This is a genomic window from Dactylosporangium roseum, from assembly GCF_025264685.1.
GTDB lineage: Bacteria > Actinomycetota > Actinomycetes > Mycobacteriales > Micromonosporaceae > Dactylosporangium > Dactylosporangium roseum.
Window position 1 is genome coordinate 3,842,536 of the sequence record NZ_CP073721.1, and the last position, 26,752, is coordinate 3,869,287.

At 71.6% G+C, this 26,752-nt stretch carries 21 protein-coding genes; 9 read left to right on the top strand and 12 right to left on the bottom strand.

Annotation, left to right across the window (positions count from 1 at the left end):
- Nucleotides 1–7: 7 nt before the first annotated feature.
- Nucleotides 8–1,594, bottom strand: coding sequence for a DHA2 family efflux MFS transporter permease subunit (locus Drose_RS17940; RefSeq protein WP_260729326.1), 1,587 nt, complete (start codon nt 1,592–1,594; stop codon nt 8–10).
- Between the two features lie 340 nt (nt 1,595–1,934).
- On the opposite strand from Drose_RS17940, the gene Drose_RS17945 reads away from it, so the two are divergent.
- Nucleotides 1,935–2,282 (top strand): Fur family transcriptional regulator, encoded by a 348-nt coding sequence (locus Drose_RS17945; RefSeq protein WP_260729742.1) that lies wholly within the window; start codon nt 1,935–1,937, stop codon nt 2,280–2,282.
- 31 nt (nt 2,283–2,313) lie between these two features.
- Here Drose_RS17945 and Drose_RS17950 read toward each other — a convergent pair whose 3' ends face one another.
- Both Drose_RS17950 and serS read right to left on the bottom strand, forming a co-directional pair.
- Entirely contained in the window at nt 2,314–2,901 is a 588-nt protein-coding gene (locus tag Drose_RS17950) for a TMEM165/GDT1 family protein (RefSeq protein WP_260729327.1), read from the bottom strand.
- A 613-nt stretch (nt 2,902–3,514) separates the two neighbouring features.
- Nucleotides 3,515–4,807, bottom strand: coding sequence for a serine--tRNA ligase (gene serS / locus Drose_RS17955; protein ID WP_260729328.1), 1,293 nt, complete (start codon nt 4,805–4,807; stop codon nt 3,515–3,517).
- A 236-nt stretch (nt 4,808–5,043) separates the two neighbouring features.
- On the opposite strand from serS, the gene Drose_RS17960 reads away from it, so the two are divergent.
- The gene (locus Drose_RS17960; protein ID WP_260729329.1) at nt 5,044–5,604 is read left to right on the top strand and encodes a hypothetical protein; all 561 of its coding nucleotides are present in this window, start codon (nt 5,044–5,046) and stop codon (nt 5,602–5,604) included.
- A 117-nt stretch (nt 5,605–5,721) separates the two neighbouring features.
- Here the strand turns inward: Drose_RS17960 and Drose_RS17965 are convergent, their stop codons facing one another.
- The 3 genes from Drose_RS17965 to Drose_RS17975 all read right to left on the bottom strand — a co-directional run bounded on the left by Drose_RS17965 (nt 5,722) and on the right by Drose_RS17975 (nt 8,353).
- Nucleotides 5,722–7,254, bottom strand: coding sequence for a DHA2 family efflux MFS transporter permease subunit (locus tag Drose_RS17965; protein WP_260729330.1), 1,533 nt, complete (start codon nt 7,252–7,254; stop codon nt 5,722–5,724).
- Nucleotides 7,255–7,342: 88 nt separating this feature from the next.
- On the bottom strand, nt 7,343–7,903 hold the full coding sequence (locus Drose_RS17970) for an ATP-binding protein (RefSeq protein ID WP_260729331.1): 561 nt from the start codon (nt 7,901–7,903) through the stop codon (nt 7,343–7,345).
- A gap of 3 nt (nt 7,904–7,906) precedes the next feature.
- Nucleotides 7,907–8,353, bottom strand: coding sequence for a cytochrome P450 (locus tag Drose_RS17975; protein WP_260729332.1), 447 nt, complete (start codon nt 8,351–8,353; stop codon nt 7,907–7,909).
- A 136-nt stretch (nt 8,354–8,489) separates the two neighbouring features.
- On the opposite strand from Drose_RS17975, the gene Drose_RS17980 reads away from it, so the two are divergent.
- The 3 genes from Drose_RS17980 to Drose_RS17990 all read left to right on the top strand — a co-directional run bounded on the left by Drose_RS17980 (nt 8,490) and on the right by Drose_RS17990 (nt 11,592).
- Nucleotides 8,490–8,981, top strand: coding sequence for a GNAT family N-acetyltransferase (locus Drose_RS17980; protein ID WP_260729333.1), 492 nt, complete (start codon nt 8,490–8,492; stop codon nt 8,979–8,981).
- A gap of 189 nt (nt 8,982–9,170) precedes the next feature.
- Complete coding sequence (locus Drose_RS17985) at nt 9,171–10,049, top strand: metal ABC transporter substrate-binding protein (protein ID WP_260729334.1); 879 nt, start codon at nt 9,171–9,173, stop codon at nt 10,047–10,049.
- A gap of 103 nt (nt 10,050–10,152) precedes the next feature.
- The gene (locus tag Drose_RS17990) at nt 10,153–11,592 is read left to right on the top strand and encodes a M1 family metallopeptidase (RefSeq protein WP_260729335.1); all 1,440 of its coding nucleotides are present in this window, start codon (nt 10,153–10,155) and stop codon (nt 11,590–11,592) included.
- Nucleotides 11,593–11,595: 3 nt separating this feature from the next.
- On the opposite strand, the gene Drose_RS17995 is transcribed toward Drose_RS17990, so the two are convergent.
- The gene (locus Drose_RS17995; protein WP_260729336.1) at nt 11,596–13,233 is read right to left on the bottom strand and encodes a substrate-binding and VWA domain-containing protein; all 1,638 of its coding nucleotides are present in this window, start codon (nt 13,231–13,233) and stop codon (nt 11,596–11,598) included.
- Between the two features lie 241 nt (nt 13,234–13,474).
- Between Drose_RS17995 and ppk2 the strand changes: the two genes are divergently transcribed.
- From ppk2 to malQ, 3 genes are all read left to right on the top strand, one after another.
- On the top strand, nt 13,475–14,362 hold the full coding sequence (gene ppk2 / locus Drose_RS18000) for a polyphosphate kinase 2 (RefSeq protein ID WP_260729337.1): 888 nt from the start codon (nt 13,475–13,477) through the stop codon (nt 14,360–14,362).
- A 54-nt stretch (nt 14,363–14,416) separates the two neighbouring features.
- Complete coding sequence (locus Drose_RS18005; protein ID WP_260729338.1) at nt 14,417–15,160, top strand: DUF427 domain-containing protein; 744 nt, start codon at nt 14,417–14,419, stop codon at nt 15,158–15,160.
- Between the two features lie 73 nt (nt 15,161–15,233).
- The gene (gene malQ, locus Drose_RS18010) at nt 15,234–16,955 is read left to right on the top strand and encodes a 4-alpha-glucanotransferase (RefSeq protein ID WP_260729339.1); all 1,722 of its coding nucleotides are present in this window, start codon (nt 15,234–15,236) and stop codon (nt 16,953–16,955) included.
- On the opposite strand, the gene Drose_RS18015 is transcribed toward malQ, so the two are convergent.
- The 5 genes from Drose_RS18015 to glgX form a co-directional block, all read right to left on the bottom strand.
- Nucleotides 16,952–17,845 (bottom strand): SRPBCC domain-containing protein, encoded by an 894-nt coding sequence (locus Drose_RS18015; protein WP_260729340.1) that lies wholly within the window; start codon nt 17,843–17,845, stop codon nt 16,952–16,954. The genes malQ and Drose_RS18015 overlap by 4 nt on opposite strands.
- Nucleotides 17,829–18,209: an ArsR/SmtB family transcription factor gene (locus Drose_RS18020; RefSeq protein ID WP_260729341.1), complete on the bottom strand. Its 381-nt coding sequence runs from the start codon at nt 18,207–18,209 to the stop codon at nt 17,829–17,831. The genes Drose_RS18015 and Drose_RS18020 overlap by 17 nt, the downstream gene beginning before the upstream one ends.
- 188 nt (nt 18,210–18,397) lie before the next feature.
- Nucleotides 18,398–20,101 carry a malto-oligosyltrehalose trehalohydrolase gene (gene treZ, locus Drose_RS18025; RefSeq protein ID WP_260729342.1) on the bottom strand — a complete coding sequence of 568 codons (1,704 nt, stop codon included), beginning with the start codon at nt 20,099–20,101 and terminating at the stop codon, nt 18,398–18,400.
- 7 nt (nt 20,102–20,108) lie between these two features.
- Entirely contained in the window at nt 20,109–22,325 is a 2,217-nt protein-coding gene (treY, locus tag Drose_RS18030) for a malto-oligosyltrehalose synthase (RefSeq protein ID WP_260729343.1), read from the bottom strand.
- Nucleotides 22,322–24,427: a glycogen debranching protein GlgX gene (gene glgX / locus Drose_RS18035; RefSeq protein ID WP_260729344.1), complete on the bottom strand. Its 2,106-nt coding sequence runs from the start codon at nt 24,425–24,427 to the stop codon at nt 22,322–22,324. Before glgX ends, treY begins: the two co-directional genes overlap by 4 nt.
- A gap of 279 nt (nt 24,428–24,706) precedes the next feature.
- On the opposite strand from glgX, the gene Drose_RS18040 reads away from it, so the two are divergent.
- Nucleotides 24,707–26,734, top strand: coding sequence for an amylo-alpha-1,6-glucosidase (locus Drose_RS18040; protein WP_260729345.1), 2,028 nt, complete (start codon nt 24,707–24,709; stop codon nt 26,732–26,734).
- Nucleotides 26,735–26,752: the final 18 nt, after the last annotated feature.

Consider the following 26,752-nt stretch of genomic DNA (forward strand, 5'->3'; position numbering starts at 1 on the left):
ACCCCTGTCAGTGGATGATGACCGGGGCCGCCGGGCGCTCGCCCTCGGGCTGGTCGTCCAGGAGGTGCGAGACCTCCCGCTTCTTGGGCAGGAACGCGATCGGGATGAGCGTCGCCAGGACCAGCGCGAAGCCCACCCAGAAGGTCGTGGCGAACGAGTCGGCCACGAAGTCCAGGCCCTTGCGGATGAGCTCCGGCGGGATGCCGGGCGGCAGCATCTCCGGGTGTGTCTGGGCGGCGATGGCGAGGGCCGCCTCGGTGACCGGCTTGCCGTCGGGGCCGGCCGGCGCGCCCGGGACGGGGGCCGACTCGTTGAGCCGGCTGGTGAGGATGACCGACATCACCGCGCCGCCGACCGAGCCGCCGATCTGCTGGATGATGTTGGTCAGGGTGGAGCCGCGGGCGACCTCGTGGTGCGTCAGGGTCCGCAGGGCGGAGGTCATCATCGGCATCATCGTGCCGCCCATGCCGAGGCCCATCACGAACAGCGACCCGCACAGCAGCCAGTACGACGTGTCGGTCCCGACCTGGGTGAACGTGAAGAATCCGGTCGCGATGAGCGCCATCGCGAACGGCACCGTGCGCCCGACCGGGATCTTGTCGGCGAGCATGCCCGCGATCGGCATGGTCAGCATCGCGCCGATGCCCTGCGGAGCCATGAGCAGGCCGGCGTGCAGGGTCGACTCGCCGCGCACCTGGAGGAAGTAGCTCGGGAACAGCAGGCCGGCGCCCATGAAGGCGATGATGAACACGAACAGCGAGATCGTCGCGATGGTCAGGTTGCGGTTGCGGAACAGCCGCAGGTCGAGCAGCGGGTGCTGGGGCTTGAACGAGTAGAAGACGAACCCGATGACCAGGGCCGCGCCGAGCACCATCGGCAGCCAGACCTTCACCGCGGTGATAGTCCCGGTCTCGGGCAGCGACGATACGCCGAAGAGGAACGAGGCGAGACCCGGCGAGAGCATCAGCATGCCGAGGAAGTCGAACGACTCGGACGGCTCGGGGTTGTCCTTCGGCAGCGCGCGCCAGGCGTACACGAGGGCGACCGCGCCGATCGGCAGGTTGATCAGAAAGATCCAGTGCCAGTTCGCCACGTCGATGAGCCAGCCGCCGAGGATCGGGCCGCCGATGGGGCCGAGCAGCATCGGGATGCCCAGGACGGCCATGAGGCGGCCGATGCGGTCCGGGCCGGCCGCGCGGGTCATGATCGTCATGCCGAGCGGCATGAGCATGCCGCCGCCGAGGCCCTGCAGCACGCGGTACCCGATGAGCTGGCCGATCGAGTCGGCCGTGGCACACAACCCGGAGCCGGCCGTGAAGAGCACGAGCGCCAGCATGTACAGCCGTTTGGTGCCGAACCGGTCCGCGGCCCAGCCGCTGAGCGGGATCACCGTCGCCAGGGCGAGGGTGTAGCCGGTCATCGTCCAGGCGACCCGCGCGTACGACGCGTCGAACTCGTTCTGGAACGTCGGCAGCGCGACACTGACCACGGTCACGTCGAGAATCGACATGATCGCGCCGAGCACGACCACGCCCGCGATCTTCAATACTGTTGCGTCAAGTTTGCTGGCAGCCGCCACCGGCTGATTCGCCACGAGTTCCCCCCACACTGAGGCACTGATCGATCGACGCCACCGAACCCGGCGTCGTGTGCAACGTCGCTGGTCGACGCCGCTGCAGCCGAACCCTGCACACATTACGCGGCCCGAGTTTCGAGGCGCCGCCGAGTTCCGGATGGCCACAGAGCTGGGGAATGGTAGCAATACCGCACAGCGGGACGCACAGGATTTTTCGGGAGTTGTACCGGCTGTGCCGCGCGCCGACGCGAGGCCGGGGCTGCTGTGAGGCTACGCTAAGCTTTTTCGGGTGAACGACGAGGCGCACGACGTCGAACCGCACCCGGTCCGGCGCAATACGAAGCAGCGCGACGCCGTGATGACGCTGCTCAGCGCCGTCGACGGCTTTCACAGCGCGCAGGAGTTGCACGTCATGCTCCGCGAGCGCGGCGCCAACGTCGGCCTCACGACCGTCTATCGCACGCTCCAGTTGCTCGCCGAGACCAATGAGATCGACATCATGCAGGTTCCGGGCAGTGATACTCGTTACCGTCGTTGCAGCGACCGCCACCATCACCATCTCGTCTGCCGTAGCTGCGGCCGCACGGTCGAGGTTCTCGGCCCGGCGGTGGAGCGCTGGGCGGACCGCGTCGGTGAAGAGCACGGCTTCACCGACGTCAGTCACACACTGGAGATCTTCGGCACCTGCGGCCGCTGCTCACGGTAGCGGGACCGCGATGGCGAGCCGCCGGGCCGCGCTACAGGAGTTCCCGCAGCGCCTCCACCAGCAGCCACGCGCCGAACAGGGCGAACAGGAGCGCCGCGCCGTACTTGACGGCCCGCTCCGGCAGGCGTTTGCCGAGCATGCGGCCGACCAGGATGGCCAGCGCGTCGGCGGCGACCATGCCGATCGTCGAGCCGACCCAGGTGCCGAACCAGCCGTGCTGGGTGGCGAGGGTGATGGTGGCGAGCATCGTCTTGTCGCCGAGCTCGGCGAGGAAGAACGCGCCACCGACGGCGAGGATCGCCGAGCCCGTGCTGCGTTCGGCCTTGCGCTTCTCGTCGTCGGTGAGGCTGTCGCCGCGCAGGGTCCAGGCGCCGAACGCGAAGAACGCGAGCGCCGCGATCAGTGAGATCCAGCCGGTCGGCAGGGTGGCGCCGAGGCCGTAGCCAACACCGACGGACACGAGATGGACCACGGCGGTGGCGATAGTGATGCCGATGAGGACCGGCGCCGGACGGAAGCGGGTGGCGAACGTCAATGCCATCAACTGCGACTTGTCGCCCAGCTCGGCGACGAAGATGACGGCGAAGCTGATGACCAGCGCCGCGAGGAAACCGCTCAAGGTCTTCCCTTCCCGCTGACGACCGGGAAGGAGCGTCAGGGGACGACCTCGACCCGGCCGTCAGCACATGTCTGCTGTTGGCTGAGCCGAAAGTCTCGTCCGCCGTGATCATGGGAAACGATCACGGCCGCGTGGCCGGGAGTCCGGGGACTCCAGTATGTCGACCACGCTGTTGAGGACTACTCCCCTTCGCGTGATCAAGCGTACCAGAGGCCCGTTGGGCTTGACTTCGCGGCCTAGGGTCGCCACCTGTCGACGCTCGACGGCCGGCCGGGACCGGAGCCCCGGCCGGCCGTCGTACACCTGGCCTCTGGCCAACCCGGACAGGACCGACGATTCGGGCGCTGGGCCCGGAGGTGTCGCCGCCGGCGCGCGCGTTCCGCCGCAATCCGCCGCCGATCCGCTCGATCTCATGATCATGGGAAAGATGTGGTTACCCCGATAGCCACATCTTTCCCATGATCATGGAGTCATGGAGTCGCCCGGCCCGGAACGCGCCGCCCGGATCTAGCGGCGACCACGAGCGACCAGGCGCCACCCGCACGACTGTGCGCCACCATCCCGTTGCGCAGCACCAGGGGTTGATAGATGACCGCACGGCGGTGGTGCCCGCCTACTTCTTGCGGGACGGCTTGCTGATCCGGTCGGTGCCGACGCGGTCGCGCAGCACCTCGGGCACCAGGACCGAGCCGTCCTCCTGCTGGTACTGCTCCAGGATCGCCGGGAAGATCCGGCTGGTGGCCAGGGCCGAGCCGTTGAGCGTGTGGACGAAGCGGTTGGTCTTCGAGCCGGGCACCCGGTAGCGGATGCCGGCACGGCGGGCCTGGTAGTCGCCGGCCCACGACACCGACGACACCTCCTTGTACTTCCGGGTGCTCGGCATCCACACCTCGATGTCGATCGTCTTGCGCATCGAGGCGCTGGCGTCGTCGGCGGCCAGCAGCGAGCGGCGGAAGTGCAGGCCGAGCGCGTCGACGAGGCCCTCGGCGTAGTCGACCATCTCCTCGAGGGTCTGCTCGCCGTCCTCCGCGCTGGTGAACTGGAAGATCTCCACCTTGTTGAACTGGTGGCCGCGGACCGTGCCGCGCTCGTCGGAGTGTGAGCCGGCCTTTTCGCTGCGATAACAGGGGGTGTACGCGTACGCCTTGTGCGGCAGGTCCCCGGCCTCGAAGATCTCGTTCTGGTAGGCGCCGAGGATCGCCGTCTCCGACGTCGGCAGCAGGAACTGGCCGCGCTCGCCCTCGCCGACGGCGAGGTGGAACACGTCGTCGTAGAACTTCGGGAACTGCCCGGCCGCGTAACCGGCCGAGTCGAGCAGCAGGTGCGGCGGCAGCATGAACTGGTAGCCGGCGGCGAAGTGCCGGTCCACGAACCAGTTGACGAGCGCCCACTCCAGGCGCGCGCCCCAGCCGGTGTAGATCCAGAAGCCGGAGCCGCCGAGCTTCACGCCGCGCTCGAAGTCGACGAGGCCCAGCTCGGTGGCGAGCTGCACGTGGTCGCGCACGTTGTCGATCTTCGGCGGCGCGCCGAAGACCTTGACGACCTGGTTGGCCTCCTTGCCGCCGGCCACGACGTCGTCGGCGGGCAGGTTGGGCAGCTCGCTCATCGCCGCGTGGAGCTGCTCCTGCACGCCGGCGAGCCGGTCCTCGAGCTCCTGGAGCGCCGCCTTCGCGTCACGTGCCGTCGGCTCGACCGCCTGACCGGCCTGCTTGGCCGCGGCGAACGCGCGGGCCTCCTCCTTGCGCCGCTGCCGCTCCGCGTCGATCTCGCCGATGAGCTCGCGGCGCTGCCGGTCGAGGCCGGCGATCGAACTCAGCGCACGGGACACCTCGGACGGGTCGAGCCTCTTGGACAGGGCGGCCTCCACCGAGGCCCGGTCCTTGCGAATCAACTCGATGTCGAGCATGCTGCCGCGCACCTTTGACTAGGGTTCGTTGGGTCTTCCAGATGCTACTCGTTGTCGCGACGCCGTTTCCGAGGCCGCGCCCATGAGTGGGTCGACGCCCTTGCCCGTCGCCGAGCCGCCGGACCGCCCGCGACCGCGCCTGACAACCGTGTGCCGCGGCCGGCCCGAGCCACCCGGACGGTGACGTCGCTCTCCGACCGGTGGATGGCCTGGCACACTGGTGGCACCATTGATGCATGCGCATCGAAGTTGTTGATCTGATCGATGGACAACTCCTGGACACGGCCTGGACGCAGTACAGCGAAGCGTTCTCCGGGCTGCGCACCACCGCCGTACAGCGGCACGTCATGCACCGCGACGAGTTCGACGCGATGATGGCGGACCGGCGGGTGCGGAAGTTCCTCGCCTGGAGCCCGCAGGGCGAGTTGCACGGACTCTCGACGTTCACGAACCACCTCGACGCGATCCCGCTCATCTCACCCGACTACTTCCGAGCCCGTTTCCCCGACCGCTACAACGCACGCCAGATCTGGTACGTGGGGTTCGTCGCGGTCCACCGCGAGGGCCGCCAGCCGCAGATCTTCGAGCGTCTCATCACCGCGATGCGCCACCACGGCGGCGACCAGCTCGCCATGGTCGTCATCGACGTCTGTCGGCTCAACGGCGAGGAGCTGCGCCTGCCGGACGCGGTCGGCCTGATCCTGCGCCGCCGCTTCGGCGACGTGCGCCGTGACCGGCTCGACGAGCAGACCTACTGGGGCTATACGTTCCCGCCGGACCAGATCGCCGCCGCCTGACCAGAACCCAGGTCGAAGCACCGGCGGATGCCGGAATTGTCAGAGGGCCGGTGGATGATGCGGTGGGTCCGCTCGGCGAGGCGCCGGCCCTCGGGCCGGGCGGAGCCCGCCGCGCTGTCAGGGCCGAGATGCGGTCAGATCCTGTCCTCCACACAGCGGGGGTCCGTCGACGGCGCAGTGCCGCCGTGGCGCCGCCTCCGGCCGGACCTCCGGCGCCGCGGCGACCGGCTTCTCCGGATTGCGGATCGTGACCGCGGCGACCAGGCCGGCCGCGACGCAGAGCAGCGCCGAGATCAGCACGGCGTGGTGGAAGCCGGTCGAGAAGAGGTCCGGGTGGTGGTACGCCGCGCCGGTGATCCCGGCGATCGCCGGCAGTACCGCCACCGCGACGAGACCGGCGGCCCGCGCGACGTCGTTGTTGACGGCCGAGGCCATCCCGGCGTGGTTGGCCGGCACCGCCGCGAGGACGGTCGCGGTCAGCGGCGCGACCGTGATCGCCAGGCCCAGCCCGAGGACGGCCACCGCCGGCAGGACCTGGGTGAGGTAGCCGCCGGCGGCGTCGATCCGCGCGAAGAGCGCCATGCCGGCCCCGGCGACGATCGGCCCGGCGCTCATCTGCAGCCGCGGCCCGATCTGGGCCGCGAGCGCGCCGGAGCGGGCCGACAGCAGCAGCATGATCACCGTGACCGGCAGCAGCGCGACCCCGGCCGCGAGCGGCGTGTAGCCGGCGACGTTCTGCAGTTGGATCGGCAGCAGGAACAGCGCACCGCCGAGGGCGCCGTAGACGATGAACGTGACCACGTTGGTGGCGGTGAACCGCACCGAGCCGAAGAGGCTCAGCGGCAGCATCGGGTGCCGCGCCCGGGTCTGCCACCGGACGAACACGGCGAGCAGCAGCACACCGCCGACCAGCGCCCCCGTCACCGGCAGACTGGACCAGCCCTGGGCCTGGCCCTCGATGAGGCCGTACGTGACGCCGATCAGCCCGGCCGTCACGAGCGCCCCGCCGACGAGGTCGACCCGGCCGGTCGCCGCCGGATTCCGCGACTCCGGCACGTGCCGCCGGGTGATCAGCACGACGGCGATCGCGATCGGCACGTTGACGGCGAAGATGAGCCGCCACGAGTCCGCACCGAGCCCGACCAGCCAGCCGCCGACGAACGGCCCGATCGCGGTCGCGACCCCGCCGAGACCCGACCAGGCGCCGATCGCCTTGCTGCGGTCGTCGGGCCGGAAGGACGCCTGGAGGATCGCGAGACTGCCCGGGGTGAGCAGGGCCGCCCCGACCCCCTGCAGCGCCCGCGCCGCGATGAGCGTCCCGGCGTCCGGCGCGATCCCGCACAGCACCGACGCGAGCGCGAACCACACGATGCCGACGGTGAAGACCCGCCGCCGCCCGTAGCGGTCGCCGAGCGCCCCGGCGAGCAGCAGCAGCCCGGCGAGCGTCAGCGTGTATGCCGTGACGACCCACTGCAGGGTCTCCAGTCCGGCGTCGAACGACCGCCCGATCGCCGGCAGCGCGATCCCGACCACGGTCGCGTCGATCGCGGCGATCCCCGACCCGAGGATCGTCGCGGTGAGGACCCACCGCCCGGCGGCACCGGCATACAGCAGCCGGCCCTCGCCATCCACCCCGCCGCCGGTCGCCATCCGCCCGCTCCTCACCGGTCGCCGCCGCCGGGACCGACCGTATACCTCCGCCGGCGAATCCGCCGGTCCGGCGCGATGACGACCACCGTCATCCGCCGAGCGCCTCCAGCAGGGAGTCGTACGTGCCGTCGACGTCGCCCTCCACACTCGTCACGATCCGGGTCGCCGGACGGGCCTCGACGACGGTGAGCAGGCGGTCGTACATCGCGGCCAGTTCGGCCGGGCCGTCGGCGCGTTCGAGGAGCCGGCCCACCTCCCGGTGCGCGGGATCCGTGCTGGTGCGGCTGCGCTCGGTGAACCGGCGCACGGCGTTGCCGCGCGAGTCGAGCAGCACGATCTCCACGAACCGCGCACCCACCTCGGTCGCCAGGGCGGCGGCCCGCTCGATGAACTCGGGCCGGCCCAGGTACTGCGGCACCACCACCTCGTGCCCGGCCAGGAGGTGCGCCCGCGCGGCCGCGAGCGCGGCGGCGCGGGCCAGGACGCCGGCCGCCGGGCGGTGCTCCCGCCACGCGCCGACCAGGTCGCGGAGCCGGTCGATGTCGAGGTTGAGCGTCAGCGGGTGCTCGTCGGCGTATCGGCGGGCGAGCGTCGACTTGCCACACCCGGGCGGGCCGTTGAGCAGGATGAGGCGGGGCAGGAGTGCCATGGCTCAGTGCCGATGGGCCGACCCGGACCTGAACGACATCGCCGGGCCCGGGGTCGGGGCCGTCTTCGTCGCCAGGTCGAGACGGTGGACCTCGCGGATCGGGTGGCCGGCGAACTCGAGGTCCCTGGTCGCGGCGCGGACCATGGCCACCGCGACCGGGTCCAGCCGCACGGTCTCCATCAGCGTGTAGCGGACCGTGGGGATGCGCTTCACGTCGTCGGTGACCGCGCCCCCGGCGAACAGGGCGCCGGCCTCGTACCGGCGGGCCTTGGCCCGCCGGTACCGCTGGTCGCGCAGCGGCAGCCGCGTCCGGAACACCGGCCCGTGCGCGCGGTAGACCCGGGCGAGGAGTTGGCCGGGATCGTTGCCCATGTCGAGCGCGCTGTCCAGGAACGGCAGCCCGCAGGCCCGGAGGGTCCCGCGCCGCGGTGCCGTCGCTGTGACCGTCATGAGCGCCACCTCTCGGTGCGGGTCGCCGGCTTCCGTCGCCGGGGCACGGGGCCGCGCCGCGCCACGGCGAACGATGGTATCGAAGAGCACGGTTCCCGGCGTCCCGCGTGGTACCTCCCGACGGCACACTGTGTGGATGCGGCTGCGGCATTGGCACGAGGACGACCTCGAGGTGTTCTTCGACCTCTACTCCCGCTGGGAGGTGATGCGCTGGCTCGGCCCCCAGCCCCGCGGTGTGTTGCGGGACCGCGAGGAGGCCCGCGCGCGGATGGCCCGCTGGCACGAGCGCGAGCGCGACCTGCCCGACCCGTTCGGCCTGTGGGCGATCGTCCCCGACGACGCCGGCCGGGGTCGTCCCGTGGGGACGGTGCTGCTGTTGCCGCTGCACGACGCGAACGGGCCGACCGACGAGATCGAGATCGGCTGGCATCTCCACCCGGACCACCAGGGGCGCGGCTACGCGACGGGTGCCGCGCGGCTCCTGCTCGACCGGACGCCGCCCGGCGTCCTCGCCCTCACCGACCCCGACAACCACGCCTCGCAGGCCGTCGCCCGCCGGCTCGGCATGCGCGACGAGGGACTGACGGACCGCTGGTTCGGCCTCACCACCCGCCAGTTCCGCGCCTGAACGAGATGTTCAACCTAGCCTCCTAGGATGTCGATCGCGGTCGCCGCCGAACCCGGGCCGGCGCGCTCCGACCAGGGCGACTCCATGAGCGGGCCTTGTTGAACATCCGTGTCGCCGGTCTCACCGCCGCAGGCTGCGTGTGTCATGCGTTTTTGACAATGATTGTCATCAGCGGGGAGACTTACCGCCATGTTGCGTCGCTGTCTGCTCGCCGTCTCCGTCCTGCTGTCTCTTGTCGTCGCCGGGTGCGGGAACGACGCCGGAGGCGGTGGGGACGGGAAGGTGAAGGTCGTCGCGGCCTTCTATCCGCTCCAGTTCATCAGCGAGCGCGTCGGCGGGGACCGGGTCACCGTCACCAACCTCACCAGGGGCGGCGCCGAGCCGCACGACCTGGAGCTCCGGCCCAACCAGCTCGCCCAGATCGAGGACGCCGACCTGGTGGTGTACCTCGACGGGTTCCAGCCGGCCGTCGACGAGGCGGTGCGTGGGCAGGCGAAGGACCGGTCGTTCGACGTCGCCGCGGTCGAGGCGCTCAAGGACGGGCCGGCCGGCAAGGACCCGCACGTCTGGCTCGACCCGGTGCGGCTGTCGGTGGTCGTCGGGCAGCTCGCCGACCGCATGGCCAAGGTCGACACCGCCGGCGCGGAGGAGATCAGGAGCCGCGCCACGCGGTTGCAGGGTGAGTTGCGGGAGCTCGACAAGGAGTTCAGCACGGGGCTGGCGAACTGTGCCCGGCGGGACATCGTCACCAGCCACGCCGCGTTCGGGTACCTCGCCGGCCGCTACGAGCTCAACCAGATCCCGATCAACGGCCTCGACCCGGAGGCGGAGCCCGGCCCGCAGCAGGTGACCGAGGCGGCGCGGCTGGCGAAGGAGAGGGGCGTGACCACGATCTTCTTCGAGGCGCTGGTCAGCCCGAAGCTGTCGGAGACGGTGGCGAAGGAGATCGGGGCCAAGGCGGCGGTGCTCGACCCGCTGGAAGGGGTCGAGGGGGGTGACACGTACTTCACCGTCATGCGGGCGAACCTCACGGCGCTCCGCGACGCGCTCGGCTGCGGCCAGTCGTGACGGTCAGGCAGGTTCGAGGCACGGACGCACACGCGACCGTGGAAACGACGTTGGGCGTACTAGCCTTGGGCCGGTGCGACGAGCCGCTCTGCGACGAGCTCCCTTGCTGAGTGCCATCACCGCCGCGGCCGTGCTGCTCGCCGGCTGCGGCACCTCGGTCACGACCGAGGCCCGCCGCCTGGGGGTGCCGCGGCCGTTGCCGAGCGTCGCCGTGGGTGGCGGCAACACCGACGGCACGTCGACCCCGGTCGCCGATCCGATCTATCCGGCCTACGGCAATCCGGCGATCGACGTCCAGCACTACGGGTTGACGCTGGCCTGGGCGCCGGACACGAAGACCCTCACCGGCACGGCGACGATCAAGCTGCGTGCGGTGCGGGCGGTGCAGCAGGTGCGGCTCGACTTCTCCAGCGCGTACCGCATCGGGAAGACGAGCGTCGACGGCGTCGACGTCGCCGGGAGGATCGTCAGCGGCGACCTGACCGTCGACCGGCCGCTGGCGGCGGGGGCGGTGGCGACGCTCTCGGTCGAGTACCAGGGGACGCCGGCGCCGGTGCCGATGCCGTCGCACCGCGGGGACAGTGAGCCGCTCGGGCTGACGGTGACGAGGGACGGCGAGCTGTGGACGATGCAGGAGCCGTACGGGGCGTCGACGTGGTATCCGGCGAACGACCAGCCGTCGGACAAGGCGCTGTACGACATCGCGGTGACGGTGCCGGCCGGCTGGGCGGGGGTCGCGAGCGGCACGCCGAAGGGTCGGTCCGGTGACACGTTCAGCTACACGACGGCGCAGCCGGTGGCGAGCTACCTGACGACGCTGGCGGTGGGCAGGTACACGAAGACGGAGGTCACCGGGCCGCGGGGGCTGCCGATCACGTTGTGGACGCGCACCGGGAAGGACGACGCGTTCATCCCGGAGCTGCGGCGGTCGCCGGAGTACCTGGGCTGGCTGGAGGAGCGGTTCGGGTCGCACCCGTTCCCGAGCACCGGCGCGGTGATCGTGCCGTCGGAGTCGGCGATGGAGACGCAGCAGATGCTGACGATCGGCGGTGACGTGCTGGGGTCACGGCCGCAGCTTGCCAATCTGGGCCCGGTGCTGGTCCACGAGTACGCGCACCAGTGGTTCGGCAACGCGGTCGGCCCGTCCACGTGGAAGGACCTGTGGCTCAACGAGGGCTGGGCGACGTACGTCGAGCAGTTGCACAACGCGTCGCACGGCGGGCCGGCCGTCGAGCGGTGGGAGCAGACGGCGCGGCAGCAGGACGCGGAGCTGCGCAGACGGCTGGGGCCGCCGGGCAGCCCGCGGGCGGACAGCTTCGCGGAGGGCAACGTGTACCTGTGCTCGGCGCTGATGCTGCGGCAGCTCCACAAGGCGCTGGGCGACGAGCGGTTCTTCGCGCTGGGCCGGGCGTGGGCGGGCAGCCACGTGGGGACGGCGCAGGACCGGGCGGCGTTCATCGCGTTCGTAAACCAGCAGACGGGCCGGGACTTCACCGGCCTGATCGACAACTGGCTGGACTCGCCGACCACACCCGCCCGGTAGGGCCTACTCGTGCAGGCCGCCGGCGACGACGTGGATGAACGCGGCCTGCACGTCGTCGGCGGTGACGGCGTTGTCGACGTAGACGTCCACCGGCTTGAGGGATTCCTTGAGCCGGTCGGCGGCGTCCTTCTTGCCGAGGACGGCGATGCTGATCGTCACCGGCTTGTCGGGGTCCTTGAGCGCGGTGAGCCTCCTGACCATCTCGTCGACGGCCTGGACGTCCGCGCTGTCCTTGTGCTGGTCGTCGGTGATGATGAAGACCTGGTTGAACATGTCGTCGCGCCAGTCGTCGCGGATGGACTGGTAGCCCGCGACGATGGCGTCGAGGAGGCCGGGGCCGGCGCGGCGCGCGGTCAGGTTGCCGACGGACCTGGTGAACGTGGTGCGGGTGGTGTCGTCGAGCCGGTCGGTGGGCAGCAGTTTGCGGTAGCCGGGCTCGCCGGTGCCGACCTCCCACAGGCCGAGGCGGGCGCCGACGGGCATGAGATCGGCGAGCTGGCGGCAGCCCTGTTTGAGCACGTCGATCGGTTGCTGGCGGGTGGTGCCGGGCGGTGCGGAGGTGCTGCCGCTGGTGCCGGCGATGTCGACGATGATCAGCAGGTTGCTGCGCCGGTCCTCGGGGTCCCAGGTGGCGAAGACGTGCTGGACGTGGTGCGCGCCGAGCACCTCGAACGGTTTGGCGGTCGGCTCCGGCAGGATGTCGGCGCCGTCGAAGACGGGCCGGAGGTTGTCGGGGCCGCGCAGCCCGGCGGCGGCCAGGGCGCGTTTGCCTTCCTGAGAGGTGAACGCGGCGTAGAGGCGCTTGAGCGCGGCGGCGCGTTTCGGGTTGTTCGCGGCGGCGGCCGACGGCAGCCAGGTGTAGCGCAGCAGCGCGGTGTGGTCGGCGCCGATGATGTAGCGGCGGTCGGTCCGGGCCAGGCGGAGCGTGGCGAGGAGTGCGTATTCGGGGACGAGGCCGACCTCGCCGGGGGCGGCGGGGGTGGCGGCGAGGTCGTGGTTGACGGTGCGGGTGACCGGCAGCATGTTGGCCAGGGCGAGGGAGGAGGTGTCCATGCCCTTGTCGAGCCAGACCGCCTCGCCGACGGCGCCGGCGGCGACCATGCCGTCGCCGGACATGGCCGGGTTGCGCACGGTGAGCCGCACGCCGGAGGTGTGGGCGTTGAGGAGGTTGGCGAGGGCGAGCCAGCCACCCCCGGCGACCTTGATCTTCTCCGCGGTGGCGGGGTCGGTGACCATGTAGATCGGGCTGGTCGCGAGGGTGTCGTACGCGTTGAGGGTGCCCTTGGTGGCGAGGAACTGCGGCGGTGCGAGAGCGTCCCAGGCGGCGTCGTCGGGGATCCACACGTCGGCGGAGACCTGGCTGAGCTGTGCGGCGGCGGGGCGGCCGTCGGCGTTGGTGGTGTCGACATGGACGCAGTCGGATCCGGCGCGCAGGGTGCGGCCGGCGGCGGAGACGGCGTTGGCGATCGACGACGCGGCGACGACCCGCAGGGTGGTCGGGCAGGTGCGGCCGTCGCCGGTGGTGCCGGCGCCGCGCAGCACGTACCACCCGGCGCCGGCGACGAGGCCGGCCGCGAGCAGGAGGGCCAGCCCGCGAAACAGCGTGCCGAGAGCTATGCGTCCGGCTTGATGCTTGCTCATGGCTGCAACCGCCTGCGGTCGGAAGGGGGGTGGCTGTTGACCGCGGGCAAGTATGCCATCGAGCGGGGCGGATTCGGGTTGCTCTCCGCCGTCCGGCGGGCACCCCGGACCGATCAGCCACCGTTTCTCGGACTGGTGGCCGGAGCCGGCGCACCGAGGGTGACCCGGCCGTGACCGGCGCGCCGGCGGCGGTCAAACCCCGGTGGTGGTGAACCTGGCGGTGAGCGGGTACATCAGTGGGATGGCTGACCTCTCGCTCGACGACTACCTGGTCGAGGACGACGACGATGACGACCCGGTGCTGCTGCGCAAGGACGGCCGGCCCGTGGACACGTGGCGTGAGGACTACCCGTACGACGAGCGGATGACCCGCGACGAGTACGACCGCGTCAAGCGGCTCCTGCAGATCGAGCTGCTCAAGCTGCAGAACACGGTGAAGGCCCGCGGCGACCGGCTCGTGGTGCTCTTCGAGGGCCGCGACGCCGCCGGCAAGGGCGGCACCATCAAGCGGTTCATGGAGCACCTCAACCCGCGCGGCGCGCGCGTCGTCGCGTTGGAGAAGCCCAGCGAGCGCGAGTCGACGCAGTGGTACTTCCAGCGGTACATCCAGTATCTGCCGTCGGCCGGCGAGATCGTGCTGTTCGACCGGTCCTGGTACAACCGGGCCGGCGTCGAGCGGGTCATGGGCTTCGCGACCCGCGCCGAGTATCTCGAGTTCATGCGGCAGGCCCCGGAGCTGGAGCGGATGCTGGTGCGCTCCGGCATCCGGCTGGTGAAGTTCTGGTTCTCGGTGTCGCGCAACGAGCAGCGCACCCGGTTTCTCATCCGGCAGGTCGACCCCGTCCGGCAGTGGAAGCTGTCACCGATGGACCTCGCCTCCCTCGACAAGTGGGACGAGTACACCGAGGCCAAGGAGGCGATGTTCTTCTACACCGACACCGCCGACGCGCCGTGGACCGTGGTGAAGAGCAACGACAAGAAACGCGCCCGGCTCGAGGCGATGCGGCACGTGCTGAGCCGGTTCGACTACGACGGCAAGGACCACGAGCTCGTGGGCATTCCCGACCCGCTGATCGTCGGTCCCGCCGCGCTCGCCGACGACTCCGCCGACGATGCGCCGCGGCTGTGACCCTCCCTCCTCGTGACACCTGGTTGTCACCGGGCCGGCAGTAGCGTTGGAACCGTGACCGAGACCCACCATCGGGGCCGTGTCCGTGTCGAGACCGGTCCCAAACGTGTCCGTGCCTTCCTCGGCGGCAGCCTCGTCGCCGACACGACCCGCCCCGTGCTCGTGTGGGAGGTGCCCTACTACCCGGCCTACTACATCCCCGCCGCGGACGTGCGCGCGGAGCTCGTCGGGACCGGCGGGACCGAGCACTCGCCCAGCCGCGGCACGGCGGAGGTCTTCGACGTCGTCACCGCCGGCGGGGTCGCGAAGGGGGCCGCGAAACGGTTCACCGACTCGCCGCTGCCGGAGCTGCGTGACGCGGTCCGCCTCGACTGGGCCGCGATGACCGAGTGGTTCGAGGAGGACGAGCCGGTCTACACCCATCCGCGCGACCCGTACAAGCGCGTCGACATCCTCGCCAGCAGCCGGCACGTGCGGGTCGAGCTCGACGGGACCGTCCTGGGCGAGTCCCGCAACCCGCGGATGCTGTTCGAGACCGGCCTGCCGACGCGATACTACCTGCCGGTCACCGACCTGCGGATGGACCTGCTGCGGCCCTCGGCGACGCAGACGCACTGCCCGTACAAGGGGACGGCGAACTACTGGTCGGTCGAGCTCGACGGGAGGGTCCACGACGACCTGGTGTGGATCTACCGTACGCCGCTGCCGGAGAGCCAGAAGATCGCCGGGCTCGCCTGCTTCTACAACGAACGCGTCGACGTGTTCGTCGACGGGGTGCGACAGCACCGCCCGGCGTAGCGCCGCCGCGTCGGCGCCGACAGCGTGCCCGCACTCGTGCTTCGCGACCAGACCAGTGGGGTATGACGTTCCCGTGTCCACTCCGGCAGAGCCGCTGAGCGCCCGGGCCGCCGCGCACGGCGTCGCCACCTGGTATGAGACCGCCGGCCGGCGGCGTGTCGACATCGACCCCGCCGTCGTCGAGGCGGTGCTCGGCCTGCTCGGGCCGCGGCCGGCGCCCCGGTCACGGGCCGGCGGGGCCGCCGCCCTGCCCGAACCGCCGCGCACGTGGGGGTGGATGCTCCAACTGTACGGGGTGCGTTCCGCCCGCTCGTGGGGCGTCGGTGACTTCGCCGACCTCGCCGCGTTCACCCGCTGGGCCGCCTCCACCGGTGCCGGCGCGATCCTGGTCAACCCGCTGCACGCCGTCGCGCCCGTCGACCCGCTGCCCGCCTCGCCGTACTCGCCGTCGAGCCGCCGGTTCGTCAACCCGCTGTACCTGCGCATCGCCGACCTGCCCGAGTACCGCGCCGCGGAGCCGGCGCTGCGGGCACAGGTCGACGCGCTGCGGCCGGCGCAGTCGACCGCCGAGGGGCTGATCGACTACGGCGGCGTGTGGCGCGCCAAGCGGGCCGCGCTGGAGCTGCTGTTCGACGCCGGAGCGGCGTCCGGCACGGAGCCGGAGCCGGCGCTGCGGGACTTCGCCACCTACACCGCGCTCGCCGAGATCCACGGCGCCGACTGGCGGCGGTGGCCCGGCGAGCTGCGCCGTCCCTCGCCGGACGCCTACGCGGCCGCGCCCGCCGGCCGGGTCGCGTTCCACGCCTGGCTGCAGCGGCGCTGCGCGGAGCAGCTCGCCGCCGCCGACGAGGCCGCCGCCGGGATGGCCGTCGGGATCATCCAGGACCTCGCCGTCGGCATCGACCCGGGCGGCGCCGACGCCTGGACCCTCCAGGAGGTCATCGTCCAGGGCGCACGCATCGGCGCGCCGCCCGACGCGTTCAACCAGCAGGGCCAGGACTGGGGCCTTGCCGCCTGGCGCCCCGACCGGCTCGCCGCGAGCGACTACCGCGCCTACCGGGACCTGCTCCGCGAGATCTTCCGGCACGCCGGCGGGTTGCGCGTCGACCACGTCGCCGGGCTGTGGCGGCTGTGGTGGGTGCCGCCGGGCCGCGGCGCCGCCGAAGGCACCTACGTGCACTACGACGACGCCGCGATGCTCGACATCCTCGTCGAGGAGGCCGTCCGGGCCGGTGCCGTGGTCGTCGGCGAGGATCTCGGCACCGTGGAGCCCGTCGTCACCACCACCCTGCGGGAGCGCAACATCCTCGGCTCCGCGGTGCTGTGGTTCACCCGTGACGCCGGCGGCGCGTTCCGGCCGCCCGCCGAGTGGCCCGCCAACGCCGTGGCCAGCATCTCCACCCACGACCTGCCGACCGCGGCCGGGTTCCTCGCCGGTGAGCACGTCCTCGCCCGCGCCGCGGCCGGGGTCCTCGGCCGCGACGCCAAGGACGAGTGGGCCGACGCGGCGAGGGAACGCGCCGCGCTGCTCGACGTGCTCGACGCCGAAGGGCTCACCGAGCCCGACAGCACCGACGAGGAGATCGTCCTCGCCATGCACCGGCTGCTCGAACGCACCCCGTGCCGGATCGTGCTCGCCTCGCCCTACGACGTCCTCGGCGTCGTCCGCCAGCCGAACCTGCCGGGGACGACCGACCAGTACCCGAACTGGCGCATCCCGCTGCCGCTGTATCTCGACGACCTGATCGGCGACGCCCGCATGCGCCAGATCGCGGACCTGTTCGACCGGCGTTAGTCGGCGGGGCGGCTGGAGCCCCGCGGGATCTCCTGCAGCAGCCAGGTGTTGCCGTCCGGGTCGGCGAACGCGGCGTAGAGGATGCCGCCCAGGTCGTCGACGCCGGCGACCTCGACGCCGCGGGCCAGCAGCGCCTCGCGGGACTTGTGGATGTCGTCGACGACCAGGTGCAGGCCCCGCAGCGTGCCCGGTGGCAGGTCCAGGCCCGGCAGGTCCTTGTAGAGCACGATCGAGCACGACGAGCCGGGCGGGGTCAGTTGCGTGACCCGGGAACCGTTGCCGGGCCGCACGTCGTGGTCGACGGTGAAGCCGAGCCGGCCCTCGTAGAACGCGAGCGCCGCGTCGACGTCGGCGACCGGCACCGGCACCAACTCCAGGCGCATCGCGGGCATGGCGACGGCCGGTTCGACCGTCGCGAGGTACGCCTCCAGCCGCGCGTGACCCGCGTCCAGGCCGTCCTTCATGCCGCTCTGCAGGGCGGCGTCGCGGGCCTCCTGCGAGACGTGCCGGATCGTGGTGGTGATCGTCGTGCGTCCGTCGTGCTCGGCGAACGTCACCGTGTTGCGGGTCTCCGGCCAGTCGCCGCTCCACGCCTCGCTGCTGACCAGCCGGTCGGGGCGGATCACCTCGTGGAACGTGCCGGCGATCGTGAGCTCCTCATCCCCGGCCGACCGCCACACGTAGCGGAACCGGCCGCCGGGACGCAGGTCGATTTCGCACACCGGCATCGTCCAGCCGGGCGGGCCGACCATCCACTTCGGCAGGTGCTCGGCCCTGGTGTGGACGTCGAAGACGAGCCCGCGGGGCGCGGCGACGGTCCGGACGATCCGGACCTCCTCGTCGCTGGGCAGCTCGAACGTGGTGACGCCCAGCTCACCGGTCATGACCATCGTGTGGCTCCTCGTGTCGGGGAAGCGGGTCCGGGATCGTCTGATCCTGGACGAGTTGCAGGTAGGCGTCGAGCCGTGTGTAGCTCTCGTCCCAGAAGCGCCGATATGCGTCCGTGAACTCGGCCACCTCCTTCAGCGGCGCGGCCTCCAGCCGGCACGGCCGCCACTGAGCCTCGCGGCCGCGGGAGATGAGACCGGCCTTCTCGAGCACCCGGAGGTGCTTGGAGATCGCCGGCCCGCTCATGTCGAACGGTGCGGCGAGTTCCTTGACGGTGGCCTCACCCTGCGTGAGCCGGGCCAGGATGGCCCGCCGGGTGGGGTCCGCCAGTGCCGCGAAGGTGGTACTGAGCCGATCAGTGACCATCAGTTACCTTACCAGTAGGTTACCTAACCTACTGGTTATCCAACCCGGCCCCCTCCCCCCCTGTCAACCCCAAAAACTGCGTCGATCTTGCAGTCGTGGTGCCCGGACACGCCCGAAATGGTCCGGTTTGGTGGGAACCACAAGTGCAAGATCGACGCAGTAGGGGGAGGGGAGGGGAGGGGAGGGGGTTAGAGGATCAGGGCGGACTCGGCCGGGAGGGTCGCCGAGCCGGACTGGAGGAACGCCGCCTCGTCCGTCGTGAACAGGATGCGACCGGCGGACAGCGGGACCGTCCGCGGGTTCTTCGTCAGGTTGGCCACCACCGTTCGGGCGCCCCGCTCGATCAGCAGCACACCCTCGTCGTGGACGACTCGCACCCGGTCCAGCCGCGGATCCGCCAGGTCCGGCACCGACTTCCGCAGGCGGATCAGCGTCCGGTACAGGTCCAGCATCGACTCGTCCCGCGCCGACCAGTCCAGCTTCGACCGCTCGAACGTCGCCGGGTCCTGCGGGTCGGGCACGTCGTCCGAGAGCCAGCCGTGCTCGGCGAACTCCGACCGGCGGCCGTCGGCGACCGCGGCGGCCAGGGCCGGCTCGGGGTGGCTGGTGAAGAACTGCCACGGGGTGCGGGCCGCGAACTCCTCGCCCATGAACAGCATCGGGGTGAACGGCGAGGTCAGCAGCAGCGTCGCGGCGACGCGCAGCAGGCCGGGGGACAGCGACGCCGTCAGCCGGTCGCCCACCGCGCGGTTGCCGATCTGGTCGTGGTTCTGCAGGCACACCACGAACCGGTGGCCCGGGATCCGGGACCGGTCGACCGGCCGGCCGTGGACCCGGCGCCGGAACGACGACCACGTCCCGGCGTGCCAGAACGCGGACGTCCACACCGCGGCGAAGCACGCGGGGGAGCCGAAGTCGCCGTAGTAGCCCTGCCGTTCGCCGGTCAGCAGCGCGTGCAGGGCGTGGTGCACGTCGTCGTCCCACTGGGCGTGCAGGCCGTAGCCGCCGCCCTCCCGCGCCGTGACGAGCTTGGCGTCGTTGAGGTCGGACTCGGCGATCAGCGACAGCGGACGGCCGAGCGCCGCGGACAGCGCGTCGACCTCGACCGCCAGCTCCTCCAGCAGGTGCGTCGCGCCCCGGTCGACCAGGGCGTGGACGGCGTCGAGGCGCAGGCCGTCGGCGTGGTAGTCGCGCAGCCACTGCAGGGCGCTGTCGATGACGAACCGGCGGACCTCGCCGGAGTCGGCCTCGTCCAGGTTGAGCGAGCGTCCCCACGTGTTCGCGCCGCCGGACAGGTAGGGGCCGAACCGCGGCGCGTAGGCCCCCGAGGGGCCGAAGTGGTTGTAGACGGCGTCGATGATCACGCCGAGACCGGCCCGGTGGGCGGCGTCGACGAAGCGTTTCAGGCCGTCCGGCCCGCCGTATGACTCCTGGACCGCGTGCCAGCCGACGCCGTCGTAGCCCCAGTTCCACTCGCCGTTGAACGTGTTGACCGGGAGCAGTTCGATCAGGTCGACGCCCAGCTCCGACAGGTACGGCAGGCGAGCCGCGGCCGCGTCGAAGGTGCCCTCGGGCGTGAACGTGCCGACGTGCAGCTCGTAGACGACGCTGCCGGGTAGCTGCCGGCCGGTCCAGGCCGCGTCGCCCCAGCGGTGGCGCGAGTGGTCGTACACCCGGCTCAGGCCGTGGACGCCGGACGGCTGCCACCGGGAGCGCGGGTCCGGCAGCGGCGTGGACTCGTCGTCCAGGACGAACCCGTAGTCGGTGCCGTGCCCGGCCTCCGCCGAGGCCACGAACCACTGCCCGGCCCGCGTCATCGGCACCGTGTCGGCGCCGACCCGCAACGAGACCCGCCGCGCGGCGGGCGCCCACACCCGGAACTCCACCGTCAACCCCCCATCATCGGCGGACCAGCAGGGCCACCGGATACGTGGCGAGCAGCTCGGCCAGGCCCGGGCCGGCGACCGGGCGGCCGGTCAGCACGTCGGTCCAGTCGCCGCCGGGCAGCTTCAGCTCGGTGCGGCCCCAGCCGCCCCGCGCGGCCAGCCCGACCGGCAGCCGGGTGGCCACGGTCAGCGCCCCGCCCCGGTCGAACGCCACGACGTGGGACGCGCCCTCGCCGGTCGCCCGCACCGGTTGGTACCGCTGGAACAACGAAGGGCGGCTCCGTCGCAGCCGCAGCGCCCGGCTGACCACCAGCAGCTTCGCCGCGCCGGAGACGTCGACGGGCGGGCGGACGGTGCCGGCGTCGAGGGCCGCCAGCATGTCGCGTAGTTCGCCGAAGTCGACCGGCCGGCGGTTGTCCGGGTCGACGAGCGAGTTCTCCCAGAGTTCGGTGCCCTGGTACACGTCGGGGATCCCGGGCATCGTCAACTGCACCAGCTTCTGGCCCAGCGAGTTGCTCCAGCCGAACGGGGTGATGCGGGCCGCGATCTCCTCGACCTCGCCGCGCAGGTCGGTGAAGACCCGGTCGAGCACGGCGGCGACCGCCGCCTCGAACGCCTCGGACGGGTCGCTCCAGGACGTCGAGCGGTTCGCCTCCCGGGCCGCCTTCACGAAGTAGGCGTGCAGGCGGTCGCGCGAGATCGGCCAGGCGCCGACGATCGTCTGCCAGAACAGGTCCTCGAACGACGGGTCCGGCAGCGGCGCCGCGGCCCGCCAGCGGGCCGACACCGAGGCCCACTCCCCGGGCAGCTCGCTGAGAACGGCCAGGCGGGCCCGCACGTCCTCGTCGCGCTTGGTGTCGTGGGTCGACAGTGTGGTCATGCCGGCCGGCCACTCGGCGAGGCGGCGTTCCGCGGCGGCGTGAAACTCCTCGGGCGGCACGCCGAAGCGGGACGGGTCGCCGCCGACCTCGTTGAGGGCGACGAACCGGTTCCAGCGGTACATCGCCGTGTCCTCGACGCCCTTGGCCATGACCGCGCCGGTGAGCTGCTGGAACCGCGCGGCGAGCTCGTCGGCCGGGTCGGTGAGCCGGGGGACCAGCGCGTCGAAGTCCAGGTCGGGCCGCCGGCGGCGGGCCTCGGTGATCGCGTGGTCGAAGTCCGCGAGCCCGTACGGCAGGTAGGTGCGGTACACGTCGTAGCACGCCGCCAGCTCGGCGAGCGCCTCCTCCCAGGCTGGATCGCCGAGGCGCCCGAGGCGGTGCAGCTCGGCCCGGAACAGCCGCCTGGTCACGTCGAGCTTCTGCGCGTGCGCCTCCTCGGGCCAGGAGGTGTCACCGTTGTCGGCGGCCGGGTCGACGAACAGGCCGCACACCTCGGCGAGGGCGTCGTAGCCGGTCGTGCCGTCGACCGGCCACTGCGGCGGCAGCGGCTCGCCGCGCTCCAGGATCTTCTCCACCACCAGCCAGACGTCCGGGGCCCGCTCGCGCAGCCGGGCGAGGTAGCCGCCGGGATCGCGCAGCCCATCCGGGTGGTCGACCCGGATACCGTCGACGAGGCCCTCGCGCACCCAGCGCAGGATCTCCGCGTGGGTCGCCTCGAAGACCGCGGGGTCCTCCACCCGCAGGCCGGCCAGCTCGGTCACCGCGAAGAACCGGCGGTAGTTGAGCCGTTCGTCGCCCTCCCGCCAGTACACGAGCCGGTAGTGCTGCCGCTCGTGGACCTCCTGCGGCGCGCCGTCGCCGGTGCCGGCCGCGATCGGGAACCGGTGCTCGAAGTACCGCAGCTCACCGTCCTCGACGCGGAGGTCGCCGACGGCTGACGGCGAGCCGAGCACCGGCACGACGAGCGGACCGGCGTCCCAGTCGACGTCGAACCAGTCCGCGTACCGCGAGCCGCGCCCGTTGGCCAGCACGTCCCACCACATCGGGTTGGCGGCCGGCTGGAACAGACCCATGTGGTTGGGCACGATGTCGACGACCAGGCCGAGGCCGTGCGTGCGCAGCGTCCCGGCCAGCCGGTCCAGGGCCGGCGCCCCGCCGAGGCGCGGGTCGACCTGCCGCGGGTCGACGACGTCGTAGCCGTGCGGCGAGCCGGGCGTCGCGGTCAGCAGCGGCGCCGTGTAGAGGTGACCGACGCCCAGGTCGTGCAGGTAGCCGGCCAGCTCCGCCGTCGTGTCGAGGTCGAAGTCCGGCCGGACCTGCACCCGGTAGGTGCTCGCCGGGACACTCATGCGGTGCGGTCCAGCACGACGAGCGAACGGTCCGGCACGGTGATCGTGCCGCCGGCGGTGTACGAGCCGCCGTCGCGGGCCGGGCCCGCCGCGGTCGCGATCACCAGCTCCCACTCCTTGCCGTAATCCTGGGACGGCACGACGAACTCCAGCGGCTCGGAGTGGGCGTTGAAGCACAGCAGGAACGAGTCGTCGACGTGCCGCTCGCCGTGCGAGCCCCGTTCGGTGATCGACTCGCCGTTGACGAACAGCATCACCGCCTTGCCGAAGTGGTTGTCCCAGTCCTCCTCGGTCATCTGCCGCCCGTCGGTGGCGAACCAGGCCACGTCCGGGATCGGGGTGCCCTCGGCGCGGGCCACCGGCCGGCCGGTGAAGAACCGGCGCCGGCGGAACACCCGGTGCCGCTCCCGGAACAGGGCCAGGCCGCGCGTGAACGCGAGGAGCTGCTCGTCGACGTGCTCCCAGTCGATCCAGCTCGTCTCGTTGTCCTGGCAGTACGCGTTGTTGTTGCCCCGCTGGGTGCGGCCCAGCTCGTCACCGGCGCAGATCATCGGCACGCCCTGCGACAGCATCAACGTGGTGAGGAAGTTGCGCCGCTGCTTGGCGCGCAACGCGTTGATCTGCGGGTCGTCGGTCGGCCCCTCCACGCCGCAGTTCCAGGACCGGTTGTGGCTCTCCCCGTCCCGGTTGTCCTCCATGTTGGCCTCGTTGTGCTTCTCGTTGTACGAGACCAGGTCGTTGAGCGTGAACCCGTCGTGGCAGGTGACGAAGTTGATGCTGGCGAACGGTCGGCGGCCGTCGTCCTGGTAGAGGTCGGCCGAGCCGCAGATCCGCGACGCGAACTCGCCCAGCGTGGCCGGCTCGCCGCGCCAGAAGTCGCGCACGGTGTCCCGGAAGCGGCCGTTCCACTCCGTCCACAGCGGCGGGAAGTTGCCGACCTGGTAGCCGCCCGGCCCGACGTCCCACGGCTCGGCGATGAGCTTCACCTGGTTGACGACCGGGTCCTGCTGCACGACCTCGAAGAACGTCGACAGCCGGTCGACCTCGTAGAACTCGCGCGCCAGGGTGGAGGCAAGGTCGAAGCGGAAGCCGTCGACGCGCATCTCGGTCACCCAGTACCGCAGCGAGTCCATGATGAGCTGCAGGGTGTGCGGGTTGCGGACGTTGAGGCTGTTGCCGGTGCCCGTGTAGTCGGTGTAGTAGCGGTTGTCGTCGTCCTCGAGCTTGTAGTAGTGGCCGTTGTCCAGGCCCTTGAACCCCAGCGTCGGGCCCAGGTGGTTGCCCTCGGCGGTGTGGTTGTAGACCACGTCGAGGATCACCTCGATGCCGGCCGCGTGCAGCGCCTTGACCATGCCGCGGAACTCCTGGACCTGCTGTCCCCGGTGCCGGCGGGCGTAGCCGTGGTACGGCGCGAAGAAGCCGATCGTGTTGTAGCCCCAGTAGTTCGACAGGCCGAGCTCGACGAGGCGCTGGTCGTGCACGAAGTGGTGCACCGGCAGCAGCTCCAGCGCGGTGATCCCGAGCCGCTTCAGGTGCTCGATGATCGCCGGGTGGCCGATGCCCGCGTACGTGCCGCGCAGTTCCTCCGGGACGTCCGGGTGGCGCATCGTCATGCCGCGGACGTGCGCCTCGTAGACGACCGTATGGTGGTACGGCACCCGCGGGGCGGCGTCGTTGCCCCAGTCGAAGTACGGGTTGACGACCACGGCCTTCGGCATGAACGGCGCGGAGTCCGTCGTCGACATCCGCTCGGGATCGTTGAAGTCGTACCCGTAGACGGCCGGATCCCAGTTGATGTCGCCGTCGATCGCCTTCGCGTACGGGTCGAGCAGCAGCTTGTGCGGGTTGCAGCGCAGCCCACGCGCCGGGTCGTACGGCCCGTGCACACGGAATCCGTAGCGCTGTCCGGGCTCGACACCCGGCAGGTAGGCGTGCCACACGAACGCGTCGACCTCGACCAGCCGGACGCGCTCCTCGACGTCGTGGTCGTCGAACAGGCACAGCTCGACCGACTCGGCCGCCTCGCTGAAGATCGCGAAGTTGGTGCCCTGCCCGTCGTAGGTCGCGCCCAACGGGTACCGGTCGCCCGGCCAAACCTGCATGTCCGCCCCTGTCCTGCTCTGTCCTGCTCTGTCGCGGCACTCGGTGTGCCACTCGGTGTGACGCCGCTGCTCAACGGTTCCACCGTTGCCACAGTGTTCCGTGCTTCGAAAGTTCACGCGCGGGTACGCGCGAAGCTGGCTGGCATATGCCCAATGCACTCGATAATGAATCGTCGGTGGTTGGCCGTCGGATTTCCGACAGGGGTCGAGTGTGAACCTCCGGCGAATTCCGTCGTGGCGAGCGTTTGAACCAAGGGGGTTCGGATCATAGTTGGACACATGCCCCCAGGATCGGTGACCTTCGGCCCGCATGTCTGCACATCGGCCCCGGGGTTCGAGTCGGAATGGCTGGTCACCGACGGGCTCGGGGGATATGCGACCGGCACCGTCGCGGGCCTGCGCACGCGGCGCTATCACGGGTTGCTGGTCACCCCCGACCGGCGTCTCGCACTCGCCGCGCTGGACCCGGTCCTGACGCTGCCCGGCGGGATCACCGTCCGGCTCGGCGTCCACGAGTGGGCCTCGGGCGCCATCGCGCCGACCGGGCACCTGCTGCTGGAACAGTTCCAGCTTACCGAGGGTGTGCCGCGCTGGCGGTGGCGCGTCGGCGAGTTCGTGCTGGAGCGCGAGCTGGCCATGGTCCACGGCCGCAACGCGGTGGCCGTCGTCCACCGGCTCGTCGGCGCCCCGGCCGGAAGCTCGGTGGGGCTGACGCTCACCGCCCTGTGCACCTGGCGCGACGCGGACACCGAGCGTGACCGCACCGGCCCGCCCCTCACGGTCGAACCGATCGAGGACACCGGCTGGGTCGAGGTCGAGGGGGCGTACCGCATCGCGGGCCCCGGCTTCCAGCCGGCCGGGGACTGGTACCTCGGTGCCTGTGCCCGCGAGGAGGCCGCCCGGGGCCTGAACCCGGTCGAGGACCTGTGGGCCGCCGGCACCTTCGCCGCCACGCTCGCCGTGGGGGAGGCGCTGGACGTCACCGCCTGGTCCGGGGATCTCGACACCGCGCCGCCGCGCGCCGGCGCCGTGGTTCAGGAGGCCCGCCGCCGGGCCCGCCGGCTCGTGCGGGCGGCCGGCGCGCGGGAGGCCGCCGACAAGGCGCTCGTCCTCGCCGCCGACCAGTTCATCGTGACCGGCGCCGACGGGGCACCGGCCGTCATCGCCGGCTACCCCTGGTTCGGCAGCTACCTGCGCGACACGATGACCGCGTACGAAGGACTGTTCCTGCACACCGGCCGGCACGACGAGGGCCGGCGGCTGTTGCGGGCCCACGCGTCGCTGGGCGAGCGGATGCGCACCGCGGCGCTCGGCGACGCCGACGGGCCGCTGTGGTACGTCCACGCCGTCGAGCGGCACGTCGCCCGTACCGACGACACCGGCCTCGCCGCCGAACTGCTGCCCGCGCTCGAACGGGTCGTCGCCGCGTACACCAAGGGCACCCGCGACGGCGTCACCGTCGACCCCGCCGACGGGCTGCTCGTCATCGACGCCGACCACTCCGGCCTCACCTGGATGAACGCGCGGCTCCCCCGCGGCCCGGTGACCCCGCGCGACGGCAAGCCGGTCGAGCTCAACGCCCTGTGGGCCAACGCCCTCGGTGCCGTCAGCGCCCTGCGGGAACGGTGCGGCCGCGACGCCTCCGTGGTCCAGGGCCGCCGGGACGCCGTCCGCGCGCAGTTCATCAAGCGGTTCCGGGCGCCCGACGGCTGGCTCTTCGACGTCGTCGACGCGCGGCCCGCGCCCTACCCGAAGGGCGGCGGCGGGGTCCACGACGACGCCGTGCTGCGCCCCAACCAACTCCTCGCCTTCAGCCTGCCGTTCGCGCCGGCCGCCGACGAGCCGCACCTGCGTGAGACCGTGCTGCGCGCGGTGGGCTCCACGTTGCTGACCCCGCTCGGGCTGCGTACGCTCGCGCCCAGCGAGTTCGGATACCACGGGAGCCATCGGGGCGGAGTGGTACCGCGGGACACCGCATATCACCAGGGAACGGTGTGGCCGTGGTTGCTCGGTCCGTACGTCGATGCGCGGTGTGCCGCCGGCCTGCCGGTGGACGCGGCGCTGACCGCCGTTGAGGCACATTTGGGCGAGTGCGGTCTCGGATCGGTGAGCGAGATCGCGGAGGGTGACGCACCACACCGCGCGACCGGCGCGCCGTTCTCGGCGCGGTCCGTCGCGGCGGTGCTGCATGCGCGTGCCGTGATCAGGCAGAGCTACAGGTTGCAACCTGCACAGAACGGGAAGCCGGGAACAGTGAAGTTGACCCGCGAAGGCGGTCCGCGTCAGCGCCGGAACGCGCTACGGTGACAGTCGGCGACGAGAGGG

Bases quoted from the DNA above. Each gene is read 5' to 3' on its own strand.
- Drose_RS17975 (WP_260729332.1), bottom strand. From the start codon at position 8,353: ATGACGGTCACAGCGACGGCACCGCGGCGCGGGACCCTCCGGGCCTGC.
- Drose_RS18020 (WP_260729341.1), bottom strand. From the start codon at position 18,209: ATGGTCACTGATCGGCTCAGTACCACCTTCGCGGCACTGGCGGACCCC.
- Drose_RS17945 (WP_260729742.1), top strand. From the start codon at position 1,935: ATGACGCTGCTCAGCGCCGTCGACGGCTTTCACAGCGCGCAGGAGTTG.
- Drose_RS17980 (WP_260729333.1), top strand. From the start codon at position 8,490: ATGCGGCTGCGGCATTGGCACGAGGACGACCTCGAGGTGTTCTTCGAC.
- Drose_RS18040 (WP_260729345.1), top strand. From the start codon at position 24,707: ATGCCCCCAGGATCGGTGACCTTCGGCCCGCATGTCTGCACATCGGCC.
- Drose_RS17995 (WP_260729336.1), bottom strand. From the start codon at position 13,233: ATGAGCAAGCATCAAGCCGGACGCATAGCTCTCGGCACGCTGTTTCGC.
- treY (WP_260729343.1), bottom strand. From the start codon at position 22,325: ATGAGTGTCCCGGCGAGCACCTACCGGGTGCAGGTCCGGCCGGACTTC.
- Drose_RS17965 (WP_260729330.1), bottom strand. From the start codon at position 7,254: ATGGCGACCGGCGGCGGGGTGGATGGCGAGGGCCGGCTGCTGTATGCC.
- serS (WP_260729328.1), bottom strand. From the start codon at position 4,807: ATGCTCGACATCGAGTTGATTCGCAAGGACCGGGCCTCGGTGGAGGCC.
- Drose_RS18015 (WP_260729340.1), bottom strand. From the start codon at position 17,845: ATGGTCATGACCGGTGAGCTGGGCGTCACCACGTTCGAGCTGCCCAGC.
- Drose_RS17960 (WP_260729329.1), top strand. From the start codon at position 5,044: ATGCGCATCGAAGTTGTTGATCTGATCGATGGACAACTCCTGGACACG.
- glgX (WP_260729344.1), bottom strand. From the start codon at position 24,427: ATGCAGGTTTGGCCGGGCGACCGGTACCCGTTGGGCGCGACCTACGAC.
- Drose_RS17970 (WP_260729331.1), bottom strand. From the start codon at position 7,903: ATGGCACTCCTGCCCCGCCTCATCCTGCTCAACGGCCCGCCCGGGTGT.
- ppk2 (WP_260729337.1), top strand. From the start codon at position 13,475: ATGGCTGACCTCTCGCTCGACGACTACCTGGTCGAGGACGACGACGAT.
- Drose_RS17985 (WP_260729334.1), top strand. From the start codon at position 9,171: ATGTTGCGTCGCTGTCTGCTCGCCGTCTCCGTCCTGCTGTCTCTTGTC.